We start from the raw sequence: 19,728 nt of genomic DNA, 5'->3' as shown, positions 1-19,728 counted from the left end.
TACTACGGAATTACTTAGTACTTCAAGTTCATCGACAGCCCCACCGTGCGGTCGTAGCGGCGGGTATCGCGCGGGAAGTCGTTCTCGTTATCCCAGTAATCGCGGTATTTGAAGTTGAGCAGGTTGGTGCCGGTCAGGTTGAACGTGACATGTTTGTTGAGCTTGTAGCTGAGGGAACCATCGAGCGACGACACCGGCGCTGCGGTCAGGTCCTTGCCAGCCAGGTTGGCAACATCGGGCGTCTCGCCATAGTTCAAAACGTATTTCGAGCGCCAGTTGTAGGCCAGGCGCGCCGACCAGGCGTCCTTCTCGTACAGCCCCACGATGTTGTACGACAGCCGCGACATGCCCTGGAACGGCTTATTCAGCAGCAAGGGCGTGTCGCCGGAGGTCACGCCGCCTTCGGTGTAGGTGACGTTGGCTTGCAGGCCGAAACCGCTCAACCAGCCGGGCAAGCCATCATAAAACTGTTGGTACGCCAGTTCCACGCCTTGCAGGTGGCCCTTGGCCGAATTCACCGGGCGGGTGACGTTGTACGCCACGCCCTCGAAGTTTTCCGACACCACGCGGTTGACGATGTAACCGTCGAAGTTGTGGCGGAACACGGTGCCGCTGATCGATCCGGTGGGCGCGAAATACCATTCCAGGGTGCCGTCGAGGTTCTGCGCGGTGAACGGCTTCAGGTCCGGATTGCCGCCGCTGGCACTGGCCACATTGGTGGTGCCGTTAGGCCTGATGTAAGCGGTAGCCGGATTCAGATCCGCAAAATTGGGACGGGTCAGCGTCTTGCTATAGCTGGCGCGCGCCAGCAAGTCATTGCGCAGCTCCAGCTTGAAGTTAGCGCTCGGCAGCACGTCGGTACTCGAGGTCTTGCTGGTGGTCGGGGTGTAGACGGTTTTGCCATCGGTACCGACGGTGGCGTTGTTGGCATCGATGGTCGCATCGGTTTTCGACACGCGCACGCCAATCACGCCCTCGACCGGGTACTGGCCCAGGTCGAAGCCCACGCGGGTTTTGACGTAGGCCGCGTAGTTCTTCTCGGTGTTGCTGAAGAACGAGGCCGGGTCGATGGCTTTGGCAGCCGACGATCCGGTGGTCAGCTCGCGTACCGAAGCGGTGTTGTTGACCAGGTAGTCCGCGCACGGTGTCGACCAACCGGCGGTCCCATAGTTTTCCGACATGCCGGGCGTAGTACACGCCAGACCAGGTACGCTAGCCATGGTCACGCCGGGCAGAGCCTGGACGCTGCCTTCGATGGACTTGATCGAACTGGCCTTGCGCTCGTTGGTGCGTACGCCGAAGCTCAGATCCCTCAACCAGCCATCGCGCTCCGGGGTCCAGGTGCCGTCAGCGCGCCAGTCGGTGGACTTGCCGGTATCTTTACCATACCGATCGAAGAACTGCGACAACACGATCTTGGTCGGGTCGTTCAAACCGGCGCCGGTGTACTGCGCGTAAGGGCTCTTGCCTGCATTGGTCTTGATGTACACGCTGGCGGCGGTGGTGCTGGTGTCGAGGATGGGGTTGACCCAATCGAATTTGCTGTCGGTGACGGCCAGCTCGGAGCTCAGGCGCAGGCCCTGCGCGGCGCGCCACTTCGCACCGATGGCGTGCTGCGACGAGGTTGTCTTCGACTCCAGCACCTGGGTCGACAGAATGGTGAAGGTGTTGGTCGCGTTGATGGTCTCGGTCTGGTTGGTGCCGGGGATCTTGGTCACCTTGATCTGGTCCGGGCTGGTAGCCCACGGCAGTCCGACGAAGAAATCGGTCGCGGCGGTCCGGTCCAGGGTCGAATACAGGCCTTCGGCATACACTTCCAGGTCGGCGTTCGGCTTCCATTGCAAGGCGTAGTTGGCAGCCTGGCGCTTGCGCTGGCCGTGGATGTTTTGCAAACCCACCAGGTCGGGACCGGTCAGGTCCGGCGCGGCAAAGCTCTTATTGATCGGGAAGGTCTGGAACACGCGCTCCTCGGCATAGCGGTCCTTCACCGACGACACGCCAAATAACGCGCCCACCTCGCCGATGCCGGTTTTCCAGCGGTTCGAGATCATGCCCGACAGTTCGGGATCGGTGGCGCCGGCTTTGTCCTTGTTCCTCGCACCCACTTGGGCGCTGGCAGTAAATTCCTTGAAGTCGAAAGGACGATTGGTGCGGACGTCGATCACGCCGGCAACGCCGCCCTCCAGCATGTCGGCGCTCTGCGATTTATTGACATCCACGCGCTGCAACATGGTCGATGGAATATCGGCCAACTGGATATAGCGGCCGGTGGTGGTAAACATTTCGCGCCCGTTCAGCAAGGTGGCAATACCCGCCAAACCGCGTATCAGGACGGTGTCGGCTTCGCCGGCGTTGCGACTGACCTGTACACCGGTGACGCGGGCCAGGGTTTGTGCCACATTGGTGTCCGGGAACTTGCCGATATCGTCGGCAACGATGGAGTCCATCACGTTGTCGGCATTCTGCTTGATCTTCTGCGCCGATTCGGCCGCGCGGCGCATGCCGGTCACCGTGATGACGGAGACATTGGGGTCAGCGACGGGAGTTTCAGCTGCCGGCGCCGGTGCGGGGGCCGGAGTTTCTTGTGCCAGTACAGGGAAAGCAGACAGCAGGCCGGCAGCTGCCAGGACTGCAACGCTCGATTTGAGGACGAGGCGATGCTGCGCGCGGGACGATGCCGTCCCGTTGATCGTGGTGTTCATGTGTCTCCAGTGCTCGTTGTTATGTGGCTTTACCCCAGCCTGTATCGGCTGTTGAAATGATCTTATTTGTGAGCGGGAAAACAAACCAATCAATTTTTTGGCGTTTTCGATACCTAAAATGGTATCAACATGGCATTCGGAGCGTAAAAAAACCCGCACATGGCGGGTTTTGGGCCAGGTAGCAGCGGGGATTACTGGAAGGCGACTTCGGTAAAACTGCGTAACTTGCGACTATGAAGCTTATCTACGCCGAGATTGCGCAGCATCTCGAGCGCCTTCATGCCGATGCGCAGGTGCTGGTCCACGCGGTCGCGGTAGAACTGGTTGGCCATACCCGGCAGCTTGATTTCACCGTGCATCGGCTTGTCGCTCACGCACAACAACGTGCCGTACGGGACCCGGAAACGGAAACCGTTGGCGGCAATCGTTGCGCTTTCCATGTCCAGCGCGATGGCGCGGCTCTGGCTGAAGCGGCGCTCCGGCGTGCGTTGCGGCAGCAGTTCCCAGTTGCGGTTATCGGTGCTGGCCACGGTCCCGGTGCGCATCACGCGTTTGAGGTCGTGGCCCGTCAGCTGCGTGACCTCGGCCACGGCGGCTTCGATTGCCACCTGCACCTCGGCCAGCGGCGGGATCGGCACCCACAGCGGCAGGTCTTCGTCGAGCACATGGTCTTCGCGCACGTAGCCGTGGGCCAGCACGTAGTCGCCCAGTTCCTGGGTGTTGCGCAGGCCTGCGCAGTGGCCCAGCATCAGCCAGCAGTGCGGGCGCAGCACGGCGATATGGTCGGTGATGGTCTTGGCATTGGCGGGACCGACGCCGATATTGACCATCGAGATGCCGGAACCGTCGGCGCGGATCAGGTGATAGCCCGGCATTTGCGGCAGCCGTGGCGGCTGGGTGCCGTAGGCGTCGCCCGGCGCCGCCGGCTGGCCCACGCGGCGCGTGACCAGGTTGCCCGGTTCGACAAAGGCGATGTACTCGTTGTCGCCCTCCCCCACCGGTTGGCTCATCAACTCGTGACCGAGCTTGATGAATTCGTCGATATAGAACTGGTAATTGGTAAACAGGACGAACTTCTGGAAGTGCTCGCACGACGTGCCCGTGTAGTGGCGCAGGCGTTGCAGCGAATAGTCCACACGCGGCGCGGTAAACAGCGCCAGCGGCTGGGCCTCGCCCATCGCCGGTTCGTGGGTGCCGTTGGCGATGCCGTCGTCCATGGCCGCCAGGTTGGGCAGGTCGAACACGTCGCGCATCAGCATGCGGCGGTCGGTGGTCAGGCTGCCTTCGATATGTTCGTGTTCGGCGAACGAAAAGTGGATCGGGATCGGCTGGGCGCTGGTACCCACCTCGATGCGCACCTGCTGGCGGTGGCCGTGGTTTTTCAGCAGCAGCTTGAACTGCTGGATGTAATAGCGCTTGAACAGGTCGGGCCGGGTGACGGTGGTTTCGTAGGTGCCGGGGCCGGCGACGAAGCCGAAGGCCAGGCGCGAGTCGGCGCGGGCCACGGTGTCGGTATGGACCCGCACGAACGGGTAGCAGGCGCGCACATGCTCACCCACGTCTTCGCCGGCCACGAAGCGCTTCATGGCGTCGCGCAGGTGGGCGACGTTGGCGTCGTAAATGGCCAGCACCTGGTCGAAAGCGGCTTCAGGATCGTCGAATTGCACGGGGGCGATGAAAGGACGGTTCGGTGACATACGACTCCTTAAAAGATAGCTCTGGATTCCATTGTAAGGGCTGCCAGCGGAAGTTGCATAATTCTCCTTACCGCTAGGAGAGGTAAGCAAAAAAGCCGGTGCGCGTAACGTACAATGGGCACCTCTTTTCCACACTTTTCCAGCATGACCAAGCCAGCACCGCAGGGCCTTACGAACACGCATCCCGACATCCTGTTCGGCCAACCCGACGCCGCGCTGCTGCGCGAGGAAATCCTGGCCGACTTGCTGGAAGCAAGCGCCGTCCGCGCCCCCGATCACCCGGCCCTGGTTTTCGGTGATGTCATCCTCACCTACCGCGAACTCGATGCGCAAGCCGCCCTGGTGGCGGCGCGCCTGCTGGCCGCCGGCGTGCGCCCGGGCCAGATCGTCGGCTTGTGGCTGCCGCGCGGGATCACTCTGCTGGTGGCGCAAGCCGGCATCGCCAAGGCCGGCGCGGCCTGGCTGCCGGTGGACGAAGACACGCCGGTCGAACGCCTGCAGGTATGCCTCGATGACGCCGACGGCGCCGGCGTGGTCACCAGCGCCGCGCTGGCGCCGCGCCTCGAACACATCGCACGCCCGGCCTGGACCATCGAAACCCTGCTGGCCGCGCCCACGGACAGCGAAGTGCTGGCCACGCGCGGCCCGGTTTCGCCCGACGTGCCAGCCTACGTGATCTACACGTCCGGTTCCACCGGCAAGCCGAAAGGCATCCTGATCACCCAGCGCAGCATCTGCCATTTCCTGCGCAGCGAGAACGCGGTGCTGCAGGTGACGGCAGCCGACAAGGTGTACCAGGGCTTCTCGGTGGCCTTCGACATGTCGTTCGAGGAGATCTGGATTTCTTACCTGGCCGGCGCCACGCTGTGGATCGGCCCCAAGGAGATCAGCGGCGACCCCGAAACCTTGCCGCGCATGCTCGATGAAAACCAGGTGACCGTGCTGCACGCAGTACCCACCCTGCTGGCGTTATTCAACCAGGAAGTGCCGTCGCTGCGCCTGATCAACCTGGGCGGCGAGGCGTGCCCGGAAGCGCTGGTCGAGCGCTGGTCGCGCCCGGGCCGGCAGCTGTTCAACACCTACGGTCCCACCGAAGCCACCGTTTCCGCCAGCCTGGCGCGCCTGCGCCCCGGCCACCCGGTCACCATCGGCACGCCGCTGCCGAACTATGGCCTGCTGGTGGTGGACGCCAACGTCGAAGCCGGCAACTTGCGGCTGCTGCCGATCGGCGAAGTCGGAGAACTGTGCATCACCGGACCGGGCCTGGCCGCCGGCTACCTGGGCCGCCCCGACCTGACTGCCGAAAAATTCCTGGCCAATCCGTGGGCCAGCGGCGACCATGACAGCCGCCTGTACCGCACCGGCGACCTGGCGCGCATCGGCCCCGACGGTGAAGTGACGTGCCTGGGCCGCGCCGACGACCAGGTGAAAATCCGTGGTTTCCGCGTGGAGCTCGGCGAGATCGAGGCGCTGCTGGCGCAGCAACCGGGCGTGGGCACGGTGGCGGTCCTGTTGCGCAAGGACGACGGCATCGACCAGCTGGTGGCCTACCTGGTGCCGGAAGCCGGCGTCACGCTCGAACCCAAGGCATTGCGTACCGCGCTGGCGGCCACCCTGCCGCCGTACATGGTGCCGGGCCGTTACGAGATGCAGGCGGCCATGCCGCGCCTCACCTCCGGCAAGATCGACCGCAAGGCATTAAAAGCCATGCCGTTATCGGCACCGCCAGCGGGCAGCACAACGGAATCGGATCTGGCCGAAACGCCGGCCGAAGCGGCGCTGTTCGCGGCGCTGGCCACGCTGTTTCCGGGCCAGGCCATCCTGCGCCAGGCCGACTTTTTCTCCGACCTGGGCGGCCACTCGTTCTTTGCCGCGCGCCTGGCGTCAACCCTGCGCGCCGATCCGCGCTTTGCCCACATGACGGTGCGCGACATCTACCAGCAGCGCCAGGTTGGCAAGATCGCCCAGGCCCTGGCCGACGGCGCCATTGACGCCGGCGCGGCCAGGGCCGAAGTCGAATGGACGCCGCCATCGAACGTCAAGCGCTGGACCTGCGGGCTGGCACAGGCTGCCGCCATGCCGGTGCTGGTTGCCCTGCGCATGGCGCAGTGGCTGGCGCCGTTCTTCACGTACCACTTCTTTACCGGCGACCCCGGCGACTCGGTGCCGCGCGCGATCGCCGCGTCGGTCGGCGTGTTCCTGATCGCCACGGTGCTGGAGTTTGCGATTGCAATTGCCGGCAAATGGCTGATCGCCGGGCGCCTGCAGGCGGGCGAATATCCGCTCTGGAGCCTGGCCTACTACCGCTGGTGGCTGGCCGACCGGCTGGTGGAAGCCGCGCCGGTGTACCTGCTGGCCGGTTCGTCGCTGAACAACTGGTGGCTGCGCGCGCTGGGGGCAAAGATCGGCAAGGATGTCATCATCGGCTCGATGACCTTGCGGGCGCCGGACCTCCTGCGCGTGGGCGACTACGCCAGCATCGGCAACGCCGTCAATTTCGAGAACGCGCGGGTGGAACGCGGCGTGCTCAAACTGGGCCGCATCACCCTCGAGCGCGACGCCTGCGTCAGCTCCTTTGCTGTCATGGAAGGCAATACCCGCATCGAGGCGCAAGGCCACCTGGAAGGCCAGTCGGCGCTGGGCGACGGCGCGCACGTGCCGGCCGGCCGCATCTGGGCCGGTTCGCCGGCTGGCGACGTGGGCGCGTTCGACCCCGCGCGCCTGCCGCCGCGTCCCATGGTATCGGCCGCGCGCAGTCTGACGGAAGCCGTGTTCTTCGTGTTCGGCATCCTGCTGATCGTCACCCTGTTCTTCATGCCGGTGTTCCCGAGTTTTGTGCTGATCGACTGGTTCGACGAGGCAGGCTGGATGCCGTGGTTGCAGGGCGAAGGCATGGGCATCCGCCTGCTGCGCTACTTTGTGCTGGCCTTCCCCGCCAGCGCGGTGCTGATCGTGCTTACCGCGCTGCTGTCGGCCGGCATCCGCTGGACCGTGCTGCCGCGCCTGAAACCGGGCCGCTTCGCGGTGCACAGCAATACCTACTGCGCCAAGTGGCTGGTGAGCCAGATCCAGGAATCGAGCCTGAACGTCCTGCACGGCATCTACGCCACCGTGTTTGCGCCGTACTGGTACCGGCTGCTTGGCGCCAAGGTGGGCAAGGATGCGGAAATCTCCACCGCGCTGGGCGTGGTGCCAGACATGCTGACCCTCGGCGACGAAACCTTCATCGCCGACGCCGTGATGCTGGGCGACGAGGAAATCGACGGCGGCTGGATGACCATGCAGCCCACCGTGATCTCGAACCGCAGTTTCGTCGGCAACGGCGCCTACATCCCGGACGGCACCGTGCTGCCCGAGCAGGTGCTGATCGGCGTGCACTCGCGCGCACCGGGCAACGCCCGCATGAACACCGGCGACACCTGGCTCGGCTCACCGCCATTGAACCTGCCAGCACGCGAGCAGACCAGCGGTTATCCCGAGTCGCTCACGTTCCACCCGTCGCCGCTGCGGCGCCTGGGGCGCGGTTTGATCGAGGCGTTCCGCATCGTCGCGCCGCATGCTCTGGTGATTGCGGTGGGCTACACGGTGGTGCTGGAAGTGATGCCGGCCGCCGGCGCCGGCCGCTGGGCCGAAGTGATCTGGGACCTGACCCTGGCCGGCCTGGTGTACGGCGTGGGCAATTACGTGTTCGTGGTGCTGCTCAAGTGGCTGCTGATCGGCCGCTACCGCAAACAGTCGGAGCCGATGTGGACGCCGTTCGTATGGCTGTCGGAGGGTGTGACCAACCTGTACGAAGGCATCGCCGTGCCCAACTTCATGCGCTACCTGCGCGGCACACCGTGGTTGCCGCTCGCCTTCAACCTGATGGGCGCAAAAATCGGCAAGGGCGTTTATATGGACACCACCGACATCACCGAATTCGACTGCGTGCGCATCGGTGACCACAGCGAGCTCAATGCCCTCACCTGCCCGCAAACCCATTTGTTCGAAGACCGGGTGATGAAGATCGACCGGGTCGATATCGGCGAACGGGTATACCTGGGACCGCGCAGCGCGGTACTATACAGCGCAGTAGTCGGGCGCAATGCGCGCCTGGGCGCCCTCACGCTGGTGATGAAGGGCGAGCATATTCCCGCCAACGGCAACTGGGCCGGCTGTCCCGCCGCGCCAGCAAAGGCATAAGAACATGAATAGCATGCAAAAACTCACTGTCCACACCTGGCCAGGCACCGCGCCCACCATCGACGACGGCGTGTTCGTGATGGGCCTTGCCACCGGCGAGCAGCGCGAAGAAGCGCGCCTGCAGCTGCGCCAGGCCCTGGCCGAAGCGCTCGGTGCGTTGTTCGACCTGCCGCCGCGCGAGATCGAAATCGAAGCCTCGCCGGGCGCCGCGCCGATGGTGGTCATGCCCGACGGCCAGCGCCTGCATTGCTCGTTCGCGCACGATGGCGGCATGTCGCTGGCGGCCGTATGCTTCAACGGCCCGGTGGGGGTGGATCTGATGCTCTCGGAGGAAGTGGCGGGCTGGGAGGCGGTGGCGCGCGACTACCTGGGACCGGAGGCCACGGCGCGCATCGCTGCCACACCCCGGCACGAACGCGCGGCCGTATTCGCGCGGGCCTGGACCGCGCGCGAAGCACATTTGAAGTGGCTGGGCGTGGGGCTCGACGAGTGGCCGGCGCACAGCCAGTCGTCGGGGGCTACCGTGACGCTCGACCTGCCCGAAGGCCTGGTGGGCACGCTGGTGTACGTGGACGGCGCCACGTCGCTCATGCCAGCTTGAACGCCTCCACCACCACGCGCGCAGCGGAAGCCAGGATTTCCGAGTTGGCCTTGTCGTCCTTGCCCGGCTGCGTGAAGTAAAGCGCCATTACCACCGGCGCCTTACCCGCAGGCCACACCACGCCGATATCGATGGTGCTGCCATACGACCCGGTGCCGGTCTTGTCTCCCACCTGCCAGTCGTACGGCACGCCGGCGCGTATGCGCGTGTCGCCGGTGGTATTGCCGATCAGCCATTCGGTCATCAGATTGCGCTTGTCCACCGTGAGCGCGGGGCCCAGCGTAAAGCTTTGCAGCGACTTCATCATCGCCAGCGGCGTGGTGGTGTCGCGCGGGTCGCCCGGAATCGCGGTGTTCAATTCGGTCTCCCAGCGGTCGAGCCGGAATGCCTTGTCGCCGATGGAGCGCGCATAGGCCGTCACGCCGGCCGGGCCCTTGATCTGCTTCATCAGCAGGTTGGCGGCGGCGTTGTCGCTGTACTGGATGGTGGCCGCGCACAATTCGCCCACCGTCATGCCGTCAGCCAGGTTTTGCTCGGTGACCGGTGAGTGGCTCACCAGGTCGGCCGCCGTGTACCGGATGCGCTTGTCGAGCAGCGACGGCTCGTGCTGCAAAATCGCCGCCGCCAGCATGGCCTTGAAGCTGCTGCACAGCGGAAAGCGCTCGTCGCCGCGATGCGACAGGATGCGGCCGTCGGCGGTGTTGATGGCCGCCACGCCGAGGCGCCCCTTGGTATCGGCTTCCAGGCGCGCCAGTTGCGCGGCCGGCGACAGCACGGTGGCTGCCGGCGGCTTGTCCAGGATTTCCGCCATGCCGGCCATGGGCGCGGCGGCCAGCGCCAGCAGCAAGCTGCGGCGGGTAGTAAAACAGGTCATCGAAAATTCGCCCAGATGAAAATTGGTTATGCAATATGCATCGCCATCATACCAGCGCCCGGGCACGCGAAGTAGCCCAATCGCGCGCACCGGCACAGCATGCGGCGCTACACTGTGCCGATGCAACCACAACCACCCCAACCACAAGTACTCGTTGCCGGCGCCGGTCCCACCGGGCTGGCACTCGCTCTTTGCCTGGCGCGGCGCGGCGTGGCCGTGCGCATCTTCGACCAGGCCAGCGGCCCGGGGCAGGCTTCGCGCGCCATGGTGGTCCATGCGCGCACGCTGGAGTTCTACCGCCAGCTCGGCTTCGCGCAGCAGGTGGTGGACCTGGGCATTCCCATCCATGCAGTGCACCTGCGCGAGGACGGCGAAGACGCCGCCGAACTGCCGCTCGGCGATATCGGCGCGGACCTGAGCCCCTACCCTTTTGTACTGTCGTTCCCGCAGGACGAGCACGAACGGCTGCTGGTCGATCAACTGCGCGCGGCCGGCGTGGAAGTGGAATGGAACACGGCGCTGGAACACCTGGAGCAGGACGAATGGGGCGTGCGCGCCGTGCTGCTGCAAGGCGGGCAACGCATCAACACCAGCGCGGCCTACCTGTGCGGCTGCGACGGGGTGCACAGCCGCACGCGCCATGCGCTGGGCCTCGCCTTCGACGGCGGCACCTACGACCACCTGTATTACGTGGCAGACGTCCACACCGCCAGCGCCAACCGCGACATCATGGTTCATCTGGACGCCAACAGCTTCGCGCTGATGCTGCCGGTGCGCACAGCCGGCATGCAGCGGCTGATCGGCATCGTGCCTGAAACTGGCAGCGACAACGTGAACTTCGACGACCTGCGGCCCCGGCTCGAAGCGCTGCTGGGCATCGCCATCGACCAGGTGAACTGGTTTTCCACCTACCGCGTGCACCACCGCGTGGCCGCCAGCTTTCGCGTGGACCGGGTTTTCCTGACCGGCGACGCCGCCCACGTGCACAGCCCGGCCGGCGGCCAGGGCATGAATACCGGCATCGGCGACGCCGTCAACCTGGCCTGGAAACTGGCGCAAGTGCTGCGCGGCGACGCCGATGCAGCGCTGCTCGACACCTACGAACCCGAACGCAGCGCCTTTGCCCGCAAGCTGGTGTCCACCACCGACCGCGCGTTCCAGCTGATCGTGGCGCAAGGCGCGGGCGGCCGCCTGCTGCGCAACTGGCTGGTGCCGCACGTGCTGCCGGCGCTGGCCGGTTTCGATGCCGCGCAGCGGGCGCTGTTCCGCACCATCTCGCAAGTGCGCATCCATTACCACGACAGCGCGCTGTCGGGCGGACGCGCCGGCGAGATCATCGGCGGCGACCGGCTGCCGTGGGTGCCGGGCCCGGACGGCGCCGATGGCCACGACAATTTCGCGCCGCTGCAAACGCTGGACTGGCAACTGCACGTGTACGGCGCAATCGACCCGCAACTGGCGGCGCTGGCCGCCGCCCTGCACCTGCCGCTGCGCGCCTGGCCGTGGAGCGCCGCAGCCGAGCAAGCCGGACTGCTCGAAGACGCCGCCTACCTGCTGCGTCCCGACCTGCACGTGGCGCTGGCCCTGCCGCGCCAGGAAACCGATGTGCTGCAGGAGTTGGTTGCGCAGTGGGGGTTGCGGTTTGCCGACGATGAGCCGGTGGCTATCGATATTCACGCTACAAGGAATGGCAATTAACCTCGTTCAGGCGGCGATGGCAGCCGGCTGGCGCAGCCAGGCCGACAGGTAGCGTGCCAGGCGCCCCACAAAGATGCCGTTGAACAATCCGAAGAAGGCGCACGTGGCGGCAACGATCGTGGCGTCATGGGCGGCGAGTGGAAGCACGGCCATCAGCACCGAAACCGTGTACTTGGTTACAAATATGCCCATCATCAGGGCCAGCGGCGCCCAGCTGCCGCGCTGGATGACCGTACCTTCGGCGCGGTTGACGGCGACCACGCCGCCGGTCATGCGCCAGGCCAGCGCAGATCCGGCTGCTGCGCCGGCCATCCAGCAGGCCCACACGGCGGCGCCACTGCCGAAGTACTGCTGCATGCCGCTGACCGACAGGTACAACATCACGGCCGGAATGATGAACAAGTTACGCAGGCGCACTTCTCGGTCACTGGCGGCCAGGTAGCCGCGGTACACGAGAAAGGCCAGCAGCGCCCAGACGTAGAGGGGGGTGTGGGCGATGATCTGTTGCAGCATGACGGGCTCCGATGGTGTGCGGTTGAGATGGATACACTATGCCCGGCGCCCTCCTGGTCCGGGTGGCAATGCGACGAACTGCCTGACAGCGGTGCCAAGCGCGGCATTGCGGTGCGAATGACACGATGACGGCGGCATTGCCCCTCTTCCAGCATTAATCCCACCTTAACCCGCACGCAATTCCCATTGACATCGATCAGCGCGGCGCGCTATGGTCATCGTCGCGCTGTTTTTTCGCAACTGTTGCATTACCCGCAAGTTACGAAAAATACTTCTAACAAAGAAAAAAAGGATGTCATGAGCCACCAGCCCCAGAATTTCTCCCGTCGCGACCTGTTGTTATCCGCCCTCTCCGCCACCGCTGTCTCGGTCTTGCCGGGTTTTGCACTGGCACAGGGACAAGCGGGGAATGTCGCACCTGCTGCGCCGGGCGACGCCGCGTTCGCCAAGCTGCTCGACACCTTTGCCGATGAAATCCTGCGCCTGTCGCCCACTACCGCTACCTCGCTGGGACTGGACAAGGGCGCGCGCGCCGACCTCAAGTCGAAGCTGGAAAACATCAGCCGCTCCGGCGACGCCGCCTGGGCCAGCCAGGTCAAGTCGATGCTCAAGCGGCTCGATGGGGTGGACCGCCTCAAGCTGGGGCCAGACGCCCAGCTGCGCTACGACACCGTGCGCTACGCCGCCAACGAAGGCATCGAGGGTCTGCGCTTTTCCTACGGCGGCGCGTCGAGCGGTTTCAATGGCTATGCCTCGCCGTTCCCGGTCACGCAGCAGGACGGCGCCATCATCCGGGTGCCGGAGTTCCTGCACTCGCAGCACCAGATCGCCAACGCGGCCGACGCCAATGCCTACCTCGACCGCCTGAGCGGCCTGGCGCGCATGCTCGAGCAGGAAAACACGAGAATTACCAACCAGGCCGGCCGTGGCATCATGCCGCCCGACTTCATCGCCCGCACCGCACTGGCCCAGTTGAAGGAATTCCGCGCCACCCCGGTGGGCCAGCAAAAGCTCGTGCAGTCGCTGGTCGATCGTACCCAGAAGCTGGGCATCGACGGCGACTGGGCCGCGCGCGCGACCAAATTGGTGGAACGCCAGGTGTACCCGGCGCTCGACCGCCAGATCAAGGCGTTTGCCGCCGCCACCGCCAAGGCCACCGATGTCGCCGGCGTGCACCGGCTGCCGGACGGCGAAGCTTATTATGAATGGGCGCTGCGCCTCGGCACCTCCACCCGCCTGTCGGCCAAGGAAATCCATGCGATCGGCATGGAACAGAACCTGGCGCTACAAGCGCGCATCGACACCATCCTGAAAGCGCAGGGCATCACCCAGGGCACGGTGGGCGCGCGCCTGCTGGCGCTGACCAAGGATCCAAAACGCTTCTATGCCGACAACGACAAGGGCCGCGAGGAACTGATCGCCTTCTGCAACGAGCGGGTGGAAGCGATCCGCGACCTGATGCCGAAAATCTCGCGCATGAACCTCAAGGTGCCGCTCGAAATCAAGCGTGTACCTACCGATATCGAGGCGGGCGCACCGCTCGGCTACATGAACTTCGCCTCGCTCGACGGCACCCGCCCGGCGATCTACTACGTCAACCTGAAATCGACCACGCTGTGGCCCAAGCAGGAACTGACCACGCTCACCGCGCACGAGGGCTTGCCGGGCCACGCCTTCCAGGGCGCCTACCTGGCCGAGCACCACGACCGCCTGCCGCTGATTTCGTCGCTGATCGGCTTCAACGCATTCATCGAAGGCTGGGCGCTGTATGCCGAACAGCTGGTCGATGAACTGGGCCTTTACGCCAAAGACCCGTTCAGCCAGATCGGCTACCTGCAGGCGCAGCAGTTCCGCGCCTGCCGCCTGGTGGTCGATACCGGCATCCACGCGATGAAGTGGAACCGCGAACAGGCAATCCGCTTCCTGGTCGAGAACACCGGCCGTGGCGAACAGGCCATGACCAGCGAGATCGACCGCTACAGCGTGTCGCCGGGCCAGGCGTGCGGCTACAAGGTGGGCCACAACGAGATCGTGCGTCAGCGCGAACGCGCGCGCGCCGCGCTGGGCGCCAAATTCGACCTGCCGGGGTTTAACGACGCGCTGGTGCAAAGCTGCGGCGTGCCGCTCACGGTGCTGCCGACCGTGATCGACCGCTACATCGCCGCCGCCCAGCGCACCTGAGGCAAACCGGAGGCGCCATGAAGACCATCGCCGTCATCGGCGCCGGCATTACCGGCGTGACGACCGCCTACGCGCTGGCCAGGCGTGGCGTGCGCGTGACGCTGATCGAGCGCCACCGCTATCCGGCGATGGAAACGTCGTATGCCAACGGCGGCCAGCTCTCGGCATCGAACGCCGAGGTATGGAACCACCGCAGCACCGTCGGCAAAGGTTTGCGCTGGATGCTGCGCAGCGACGCCCCGCTGCTGCTCAACCCCAAACCCAGCTGGCACAAGCTCTCGTGGCTGGCCGAGTTTTTATCGGCCATGCCCGACTACCGCGAGAACACGATCGCGATTGCCAGACTGGCGGTGGCGGCGCGCCAGCACCTGTTCCAGTGGGCCGAAGACGAAAACATCGCCTTCGACCTGGAGCGCCGCGGCATCCTGCACATCTACCGCGACCGCGCCGACTTCGAACATGGCGAGGATGTCTCGCTGCTGCTGGCGCAGGGCGGCGTACAACGGCGCACCGTCACGCCTGAAGAAATGCGCGCCATCGAACCCGCGCTGGCCGGCGACTACTACGCCGGCCACTACACCGAGAGCGACAGCTCCGGCGACATCCATAAATTCACTGCCGGCCTGGCGCTTGCCGCCCAGCGCCTGGGCGTGCACACACGCTACGCGCAGCAAGTGGTGGGCCTGTCGGCCGATGCCCGTGGCGCCTGCGTCACACTGCTGCAGGACGGCGCGCCGGATATCGCCGTGTACGACGGCGTGGTGGTCTGCGCGGGCACCGCCAGCCGCGCGCTGGCCGCCATGGTGGGCGACCGCGTAAACGTCTATCCGGTCAAGGGCTATTCGATCACGGTGCACCTGGACGATGATGAAAGCCGCGCCTGCGCACCGCTGGTGAGCCTGGAAGACGACGCCGCCAAGCTGGTGGCCAGCCGCCTGGGCTGCGACCGCTTCCGCGTGGCCGGCACGGCGGAGTTCAACGGTTTTAATCGCGACATCCGCGCCGACCGCATCGCCCCGCTGGTCGACTGGGTGCAGCGCTGCTTCCCCGGCGTTTCCACCCGCAACATCACGCCGTGGGCCGGCCTGCGGCCGATGATGCCGAACCTGGTGCCGCGCGTGGGGCGCGGCAAGGCGCCGTGCGTGTTTTACAACACCGGCCACGGCCACCTGGGCTGGACCTTGTCCGCCGCCACGGCCGAGACCATTGCGGAGACCGTTGTAGCTTCGGTGGGCGGGCCGCGCTCTGTGGTCCACCGCACCACCCAACCCTTGAAAATGGCCTAGACTGGAATTACTTAGGGATTGTTCCCACAGGAGAAACACCATGAATGCAAAATCCGTCGCCACCCGCCTGGTGCTTGCCGGCGCGCTGGCACTGTCGGCGCCCGTGTTTGCCGCCTCGCCCACCGTGCACGAGGTGTACGTCGCGGCCGAGGCGGGCAAGTTTGCCGAAGCCCAGGCGATGATGGACCAGGTGCTCAAGGAGCATCCGAACAGCTCGCAGGCGCACTTCGTCGAAGCCGAACTGCTGGCCAAGCAGGGCAAGTTTGCCGCCGCCCAGCGGTCGCTGGCCACTGCCGAGCGACTGGCGCCCGGCCTGCCCAAGGTGAACGCCACCTCGGTCGCCAACCTGAAAGCGCTGATCGCCCAGGGCGAGAGCGGCGCGGCGGGCAATGCTGCTCCCAACTACAACCAGCAAGCGCCGGCCAACCGCGCCGGCCGTGAAAGCGGCGGCTACGCCAACCGTGCCGAGTCACCGCAAGCCTCTGCCGGCATCCCCTGGGGCAGCGTGCTGCTGATGGGTGGCGTGCTGGTCGCGTTCATCTTCGTGGCAACACGCTTCATGCGCAACCGCCAGCAGCAAGGTGGCGGCATGGGTGGTAACGGCGGCTTCAACCCCGGCTACAATCCGGGCACCCCGCCGCCTCCGGGCTATCCACCAGGCGGTGGCTATCCGCAGCAGGGTTATCCGCAGCAGGGCTACCCACAACAAGGTTACCCACAGCAAGGTCCGGGCATGGGCTCGCGCATTATGGGCGGCCTGGCCACCGGTGCTGCAGTCGGCGCAGGCTTCATGGCAGCCGAGGCGATTGCCCGCAATATGAGCGGTAACCACGGCGCCACCGACAGCGCTGCCACCGACGGCGGCCGCACCGACATCATTTACGAAGATCCCACCCGCAGCAACATCGTCCAGAACGACGACATGGGCGGCACCGACTTCGGCGTCAGTGGCGGCTGGGACGATGCAGGTGGTGGTTCAGCAGGCGGCGACGACTGGAATTAAAGCTTCTGGCATAAGCTCCATGGCTGCGATACAGCTCCTCGGCGTACATTCGTACTGCCTTCGTCGCTGCGCCTTGCTCTGAAGGCTATGCCAGGGCTCTAACTGAATTTATGGGGCGCGCCGCTTGGCCGCCCCTGCCTTCTCCATCGCTACATCCCAGTACGGCGGATCGCCGAAAAACTCCTTCAAGTGACTGATCAACAGCTGCGCCTTGGCGTGGCTGGAGCGTCCCGGCATGTGCACCGCGTGGATCGCCGATTCGGCGGGATCGTGGCGTGAGGACGTGGCGCGCGCCAGCGGCGCCATCGGGAATACCGGCACCAGGGTACCGGCGACGATGGCGTCGCATACCATCCAGTTGGCCAGGTGGACGATGCCGGCGCCGGCCAGCGCCGCGTGCAGCAGCGTGTCGGTATCGTCGCAGCGGAAGGCAGCTTTAACCGGCAAGGGCTGGTTGTGATTGACACCGTCGAAGCGCCACCAGGCGCGCGGCGACTTGCCCACCATGGTCAGGCACTGGTGCTGTACCAGCTCCGCCGGCGAGGCCGGCCAGCCATGGCATTCCAGGTAGGCCGGGCTGGCGCTCACCACGCGGTGCTGCGGCGCCAGCCGGGTTGCCACCAGTTCGCCGCTGGGCGCCACGCCGGCGCGGATTGCCACATCCACGCGCTGTTCAGCCAGGTCCACCACGTTGTCCCCCACCAGCAGCTCCACTTCCAGCGACGGATACCGGGCCAGGAAGCTGGCGATGGCCGGCGCCGCGTGCAGGCGCGAAAAGCCGGCGGGCGCGGTAACCGTCAACACGCCGCGCGGCTCGCGGTCCAGCTCCTGCACCGCCGCCATGCCTTCGGCCAGTTCGGCCAGCATATTGCGCGCACGCGGCAGAAACCGTTCGCCGGCGTCCGTGAGCGCCACCTGGCGTGCGCCGCGTACCAGCAGCCGCGCGCCCAGTTGCGCCTCAAGCGCGTCGAGCTTGCGCGACACCGACGACACCGACATTTCCAGTTGCGTGGCTGCGCGCGACAGGCTGCGGTGCTCCACCACGGCCAGCAAGCAATGCAAGGTATCGATCAAGATGGTCTCCAAAGTTTGCAGATAGTGCAAAGGTCATTTGCATGTCTGGCTATTGTGCCATTCTTTCGTGCGATGCATACTTTAGTGTTGCAGCGCACACTAAGACCTTAGAAAAGTAAATTTGGAATACAACACTCGTTACACCATGGAAGCTCCACGCCCCATTTCCGTCCTTGTCGTCGATGACCACCCGCTGTTGCGGGCCGGCTTGGGCGAAGCCATTTCCAGCCAGGACGACATGCGCCTGGCGGGCGAGGCAAGCAATGGCCGCGAAGCCATCGAGCGGTACCAGGAGCTGCGTCCCGATGTCACGATCATGGATATCGCCATGCCGGAGCTCGATGGCGTGACCGCCTTGCAGCGCATCCGGGGCGAACACAGCGACGCACGCGTGATCATGCTCACTACCTACAAGGGCGATGCCCAGATCCTGCGCGCGGTGCAGGCCGGCGCGGCCGGTTTCCTGCTAAAAAGTACCCTGCGCCGCGAACTGCTCGACACCGTGCGCGGTGTGCACATCGGCCAGCGCCGCATCCCGCCCGAAATCGCCATGGAGCTGGCGCAGCACATGGGCCAGGGGCCGCTGAGCCCGCGCGAGATGGAAGTGCTGAACCACGCCGCCAGCGGCAACTCCAACCGCCGCATCGCCGAGCACCTGTCGATCTCCGAAGAGACGGTCAAGGCGCACATGAAAAACGTGCTGTCCAAGCTGGCCGCCAACGACCGCACGCACGCGGTGACGATCGCGCTCAAACGTGGGATCATTACGATCTAGGGTAAACATCTCCCCCCCCCTCGTCAGAAGGCGCCACCATGGCAGCAGTCCACCCGTTTTTCACCCAGCTTGGCGTACGTCATCCCCTGATCGCCGCGCCCATGGCGGCCTTCTCCACCCCGGCGATGGCGGCAGCCGTAACCAACGCGGGCGCGCTCGGCTCGCTGGCCATCGGCGCGGCCACCGTGGCGCAGTCGCGCAAGCTGATCGAAGAGACGCAAGCGCTCACCGCCGGCCCGATCAACGTCAACGTGTTCTGCCACCCACCGGCCAGGCGCGACGCGCAGCGCGAAGCAGCGTGGATCGCCTACCTGGCGCCGCTGTTCGCGCAGGCCGGCATCGAGCCGCCCACCGCGCTGGACGAAATCTACAAGACTTTTATCGAGGACGAAGAAGCGTTCCAGTTGCTGCTCGAACTGCGGCCCGCGGTGGTGAGTTTCCACTTCGGCCTGCCGCGCGCCGAGTGGCTGGCGGCGCTGCATGCGGCGGGCATCCGCACCATGGCCACGGCCACCAGCCTCGACGAAGCGCGGCGCATCGAGCAAGCGGGCATCGACGCCATCGTCGCCCAAGGCGTGGAAGCGGGCGGCCACCGTGGCGTGTTCGATACCGAAGCGCCCGACGAACGGCTGAGCACCTCGGTGCTGGTGCGCCTGCTGGCAAAACACACGCAATTGCCCGTGATCGCCGCCGGCGGCATCATGGACGGCGCCGGCATCCAGTCCGCGCTGGACCTGGGCGCCGCTGGCGCCCAGCTGGGCACCGCCTTCCTGCTCTGCCCGGAGTCAGCCGCCAACGCCGGCTACCGCGCCATGCTGCAAAGCGACCGCGCCGGTTCCACCCGGCTTACCGCTGCCATCTCGGGCCGCCTGGCCCGGGGCCTGGTCAACCAGCTGATCCTGCACGGCGAAGCCGCCGGCGCACCACCGGCAGCCGACTACCCGGTCGCGTACGACGCGGGCAAGCAATTGCATGGCACCGCCAGCAAGGCCGGCAACCACGAATTCGCCGCGCACTGGGCCGGGCAAGGCGCTCCGCTGATCAGGGAAATGGCGGCGGCGCAGCTGGTGCGGGTGTTGATGGCTGAAATCGACGAGGTGGTGCGGTCACGCTGAAGACACATCCACATGGTGCCGCGACTT

At 65.6% G+C, this 19,728-nt stretch carries 13 protein-coding genes; 8 read left to right on the top strand and 5 right to left on the bottom strand.

The genetic code is table 11. The features are described 5' to 3' along the window. Window positions 1–14: 14 nt before the first annotated feature. Window positions 15–2,702 (bottom strand): TonB-dependent receptor, encoded by a 2,688-nt coding sequence (locus ASF04_RS17930; RefSeq protein WP_056144507.1) that lies wholly within the window; start codon window positions 2,700–2,702, stop codon window positions 15–17. A 191-nt stretch (window positions 2,703–2,893) separates the two neighbouring features. Further along, a complete protein-coding gene (locus ASF04_RS17925) occupies window positions 2,894–4,399 on the bottom strand; it encodes an AMP nucleosidase (protein ID WP_056144505.1) in 1,506 nt (501 codons plus the stop codon). Between the two features lie 144 nt (window positions 4,400–4,543). Between ASF04_RS17925 and ASF04_RS17920 the strand changes: the two genes are divergently transcribed. Next, a complete protein-coding gene (locus tag ASF04_RS17920; RefSeq protein WP_056144764.1) occupies window positions 4,544–8,581 on the top strand; it encodes a Pls/PosA family non-ribosomal peptide synthetase in 4,038 nt (1,345 codons plus the stop codon). 13 nt (window positions 8,582–8,594) lie between these two features. Further along, the gene (locus tag ASF04_RS17915; RefSeq protein WP_162241448.1) at window positions 8,595–9,182 is read left to right on the top strand and encodes a 4'-phosphopantetheinyl transferase superfamily protein; all 588 of its coding nucleotides are present in this window, start codon (window positions 8,595–8,597) and stop codon (window positions 9,180–9,182) included. Here the strand turns inward: ASF04_RS17915 and bla are convergent. Next, window positions 9,169–10,056 (bottom strand): class A beta-lactamase, encoded by an 888-nt coding sequence (gene bla, locus ASF04_RS17910; RefSeq protein ID WP_056144501.1) that lies wholly within the window; start codon window positions 10,054–10,056, stop codon window positions 9,169–9,171. The genes ASF04_RS17915 and bla overlap by 14 nt on opposite strands. A gap of 120 nt (window positions 10,057–10,176) precedes the next feature. Between bla and ASF04_RS17905 the strand changes: the two genes are divergently transcribed. Then, window positions 10,177–11,754 (top strand): FAD-dependent monooxygenase, encoded by a 1,578-nt coding sequence (locus tag ASF04_RS17905; RefSeq protein ID WP_056144761.1) that lies wholly within the window; start codon window positions 10,177–10,179, stop codon window positions 11,752–11,754. A 6-nt stretch (window positions 11,755–11,760) separates the two neighbouring features. Here the strand turns inward: ASF04_RS17905 and ASF04_RS17900 are convergent, their stop codons facing one another. Then, on the bottom strand, window positions 11,761–12,267 hold the full coding sequence (locus ASF04_RS17900; RefSeq protein WP_056144498.1) for a DUF6622 family protein: 507 nt from the start codon (window positions 12,265–12,267) through the stop codon (window positions 11,761–11,763). A gap of 297 nt (window positions 12,268–12,564) precedes the next feature. On the opposite strand from ASF04_RS17900, the gene ASF04_RS17895 reads away from it, so the two are divergent. The 3 genes from ASF04_RS17895 to ASF04_RS17885 are packed head-to-tail and all read left to right on the top strand — an operon-like array spanning window position 12,565 to window position 16,737. Beyond that, window positions 12,565–14,448, top strand: coding sequence for a DUF885 family protein (locus ASF04_RS17895; protein ID WP_056144497.1), 1,884 nt, complete (start codon window positions 12,565–12,567; stop codon window positions 14,446–14,448). 17 nt (window positions 14,449–14,465) lie between these two features. Next, a complete protein-coding gene (locus ASF04_RS17890) occupies window positions 14,466–15,734 on the top strand; it encodes a D-amino acid dehydrogenase (protein ID WP_056144495.1) in 1,269 nt (422 codons plus the stop codon). Window positions 15,735–15,774: 40 nt separating this feature from the next. Next, a complete protein-coding gene (locus tag ASF04_RS17885) occupies window positions 15,775–16,737 on the top strand; it encodes a M48 family metallopeptidase (RefSeq protein WP_056144491.1) in 963 nt (320 codons plus the stop codon). Window positions 16,738–16,845: 108 nt separating this feature from the next. Here ASF04_RS17885 and ASF04_RS17880 read toward each other — a convergent pair whose 3' ends face one another. Further along, window positions 16,846–17,811: a LysR family transcriptional regulator gene (locus tag ASF04_RS17880; RefSeq protein WP_056144759.1), complete on the bottom strand. Its 966-nt coding sequence runs from the start codon at window positions 17,809–17,811 to the stop codon at window positions 16,846–16,848. Window positions 17,812–17,956: 145 nt separating this feature from the next. Here ASF04_RS17880 and ASF04_RS17875 point away from each other — a divergent pair, with 145 nt between their 5' ends. Both ASF04_RS17875 and ASF04_RS17870 read left to right on the top strand, forming a co-directional pair. Beyond that, window positions 17,957–18,586, top strand: coding sequence for a response regulator transcription factor (locus ASF04_RS17875; RefSeq protein WP_056144488.1), 630 nt, complete (start codon window positions 17,957–17,959; stop codon window positions 18,584–18,586). 38 nt (window positions 18,587–18,624) lie between these two features. Continuing rightward, window positions 18,625–19,701 carry a nitronate monooxygenase family protein gene (locus ASF04_RS17870; protein ID WP_056144485.1) on the top strand — a complete coding sequence of 359 codons (1,077 nt, stop codon included), beginning with the start codon at window positions 18,625–18,627 and terminating at the stop codon, window positions 19,699–19,701. Window positions 19,702–19,728: the final 27 nt, after the last annotated feature.

Origin of the sequence: Duganella sp. Leaf61, from assembly GCF_001421905.1 — a bacterium.
Taxonomy (GTDB): domain Bacteria; phylum Pseudomonadota; class Gammaproteobacteria; order Burkholderiales; family Burkholderiaceae_D; genus Rugamonas; species Rugamonas zoogloeoides.
This window is presented reverse-complemented; position numbering and strand designations above follow the sequence as displayed.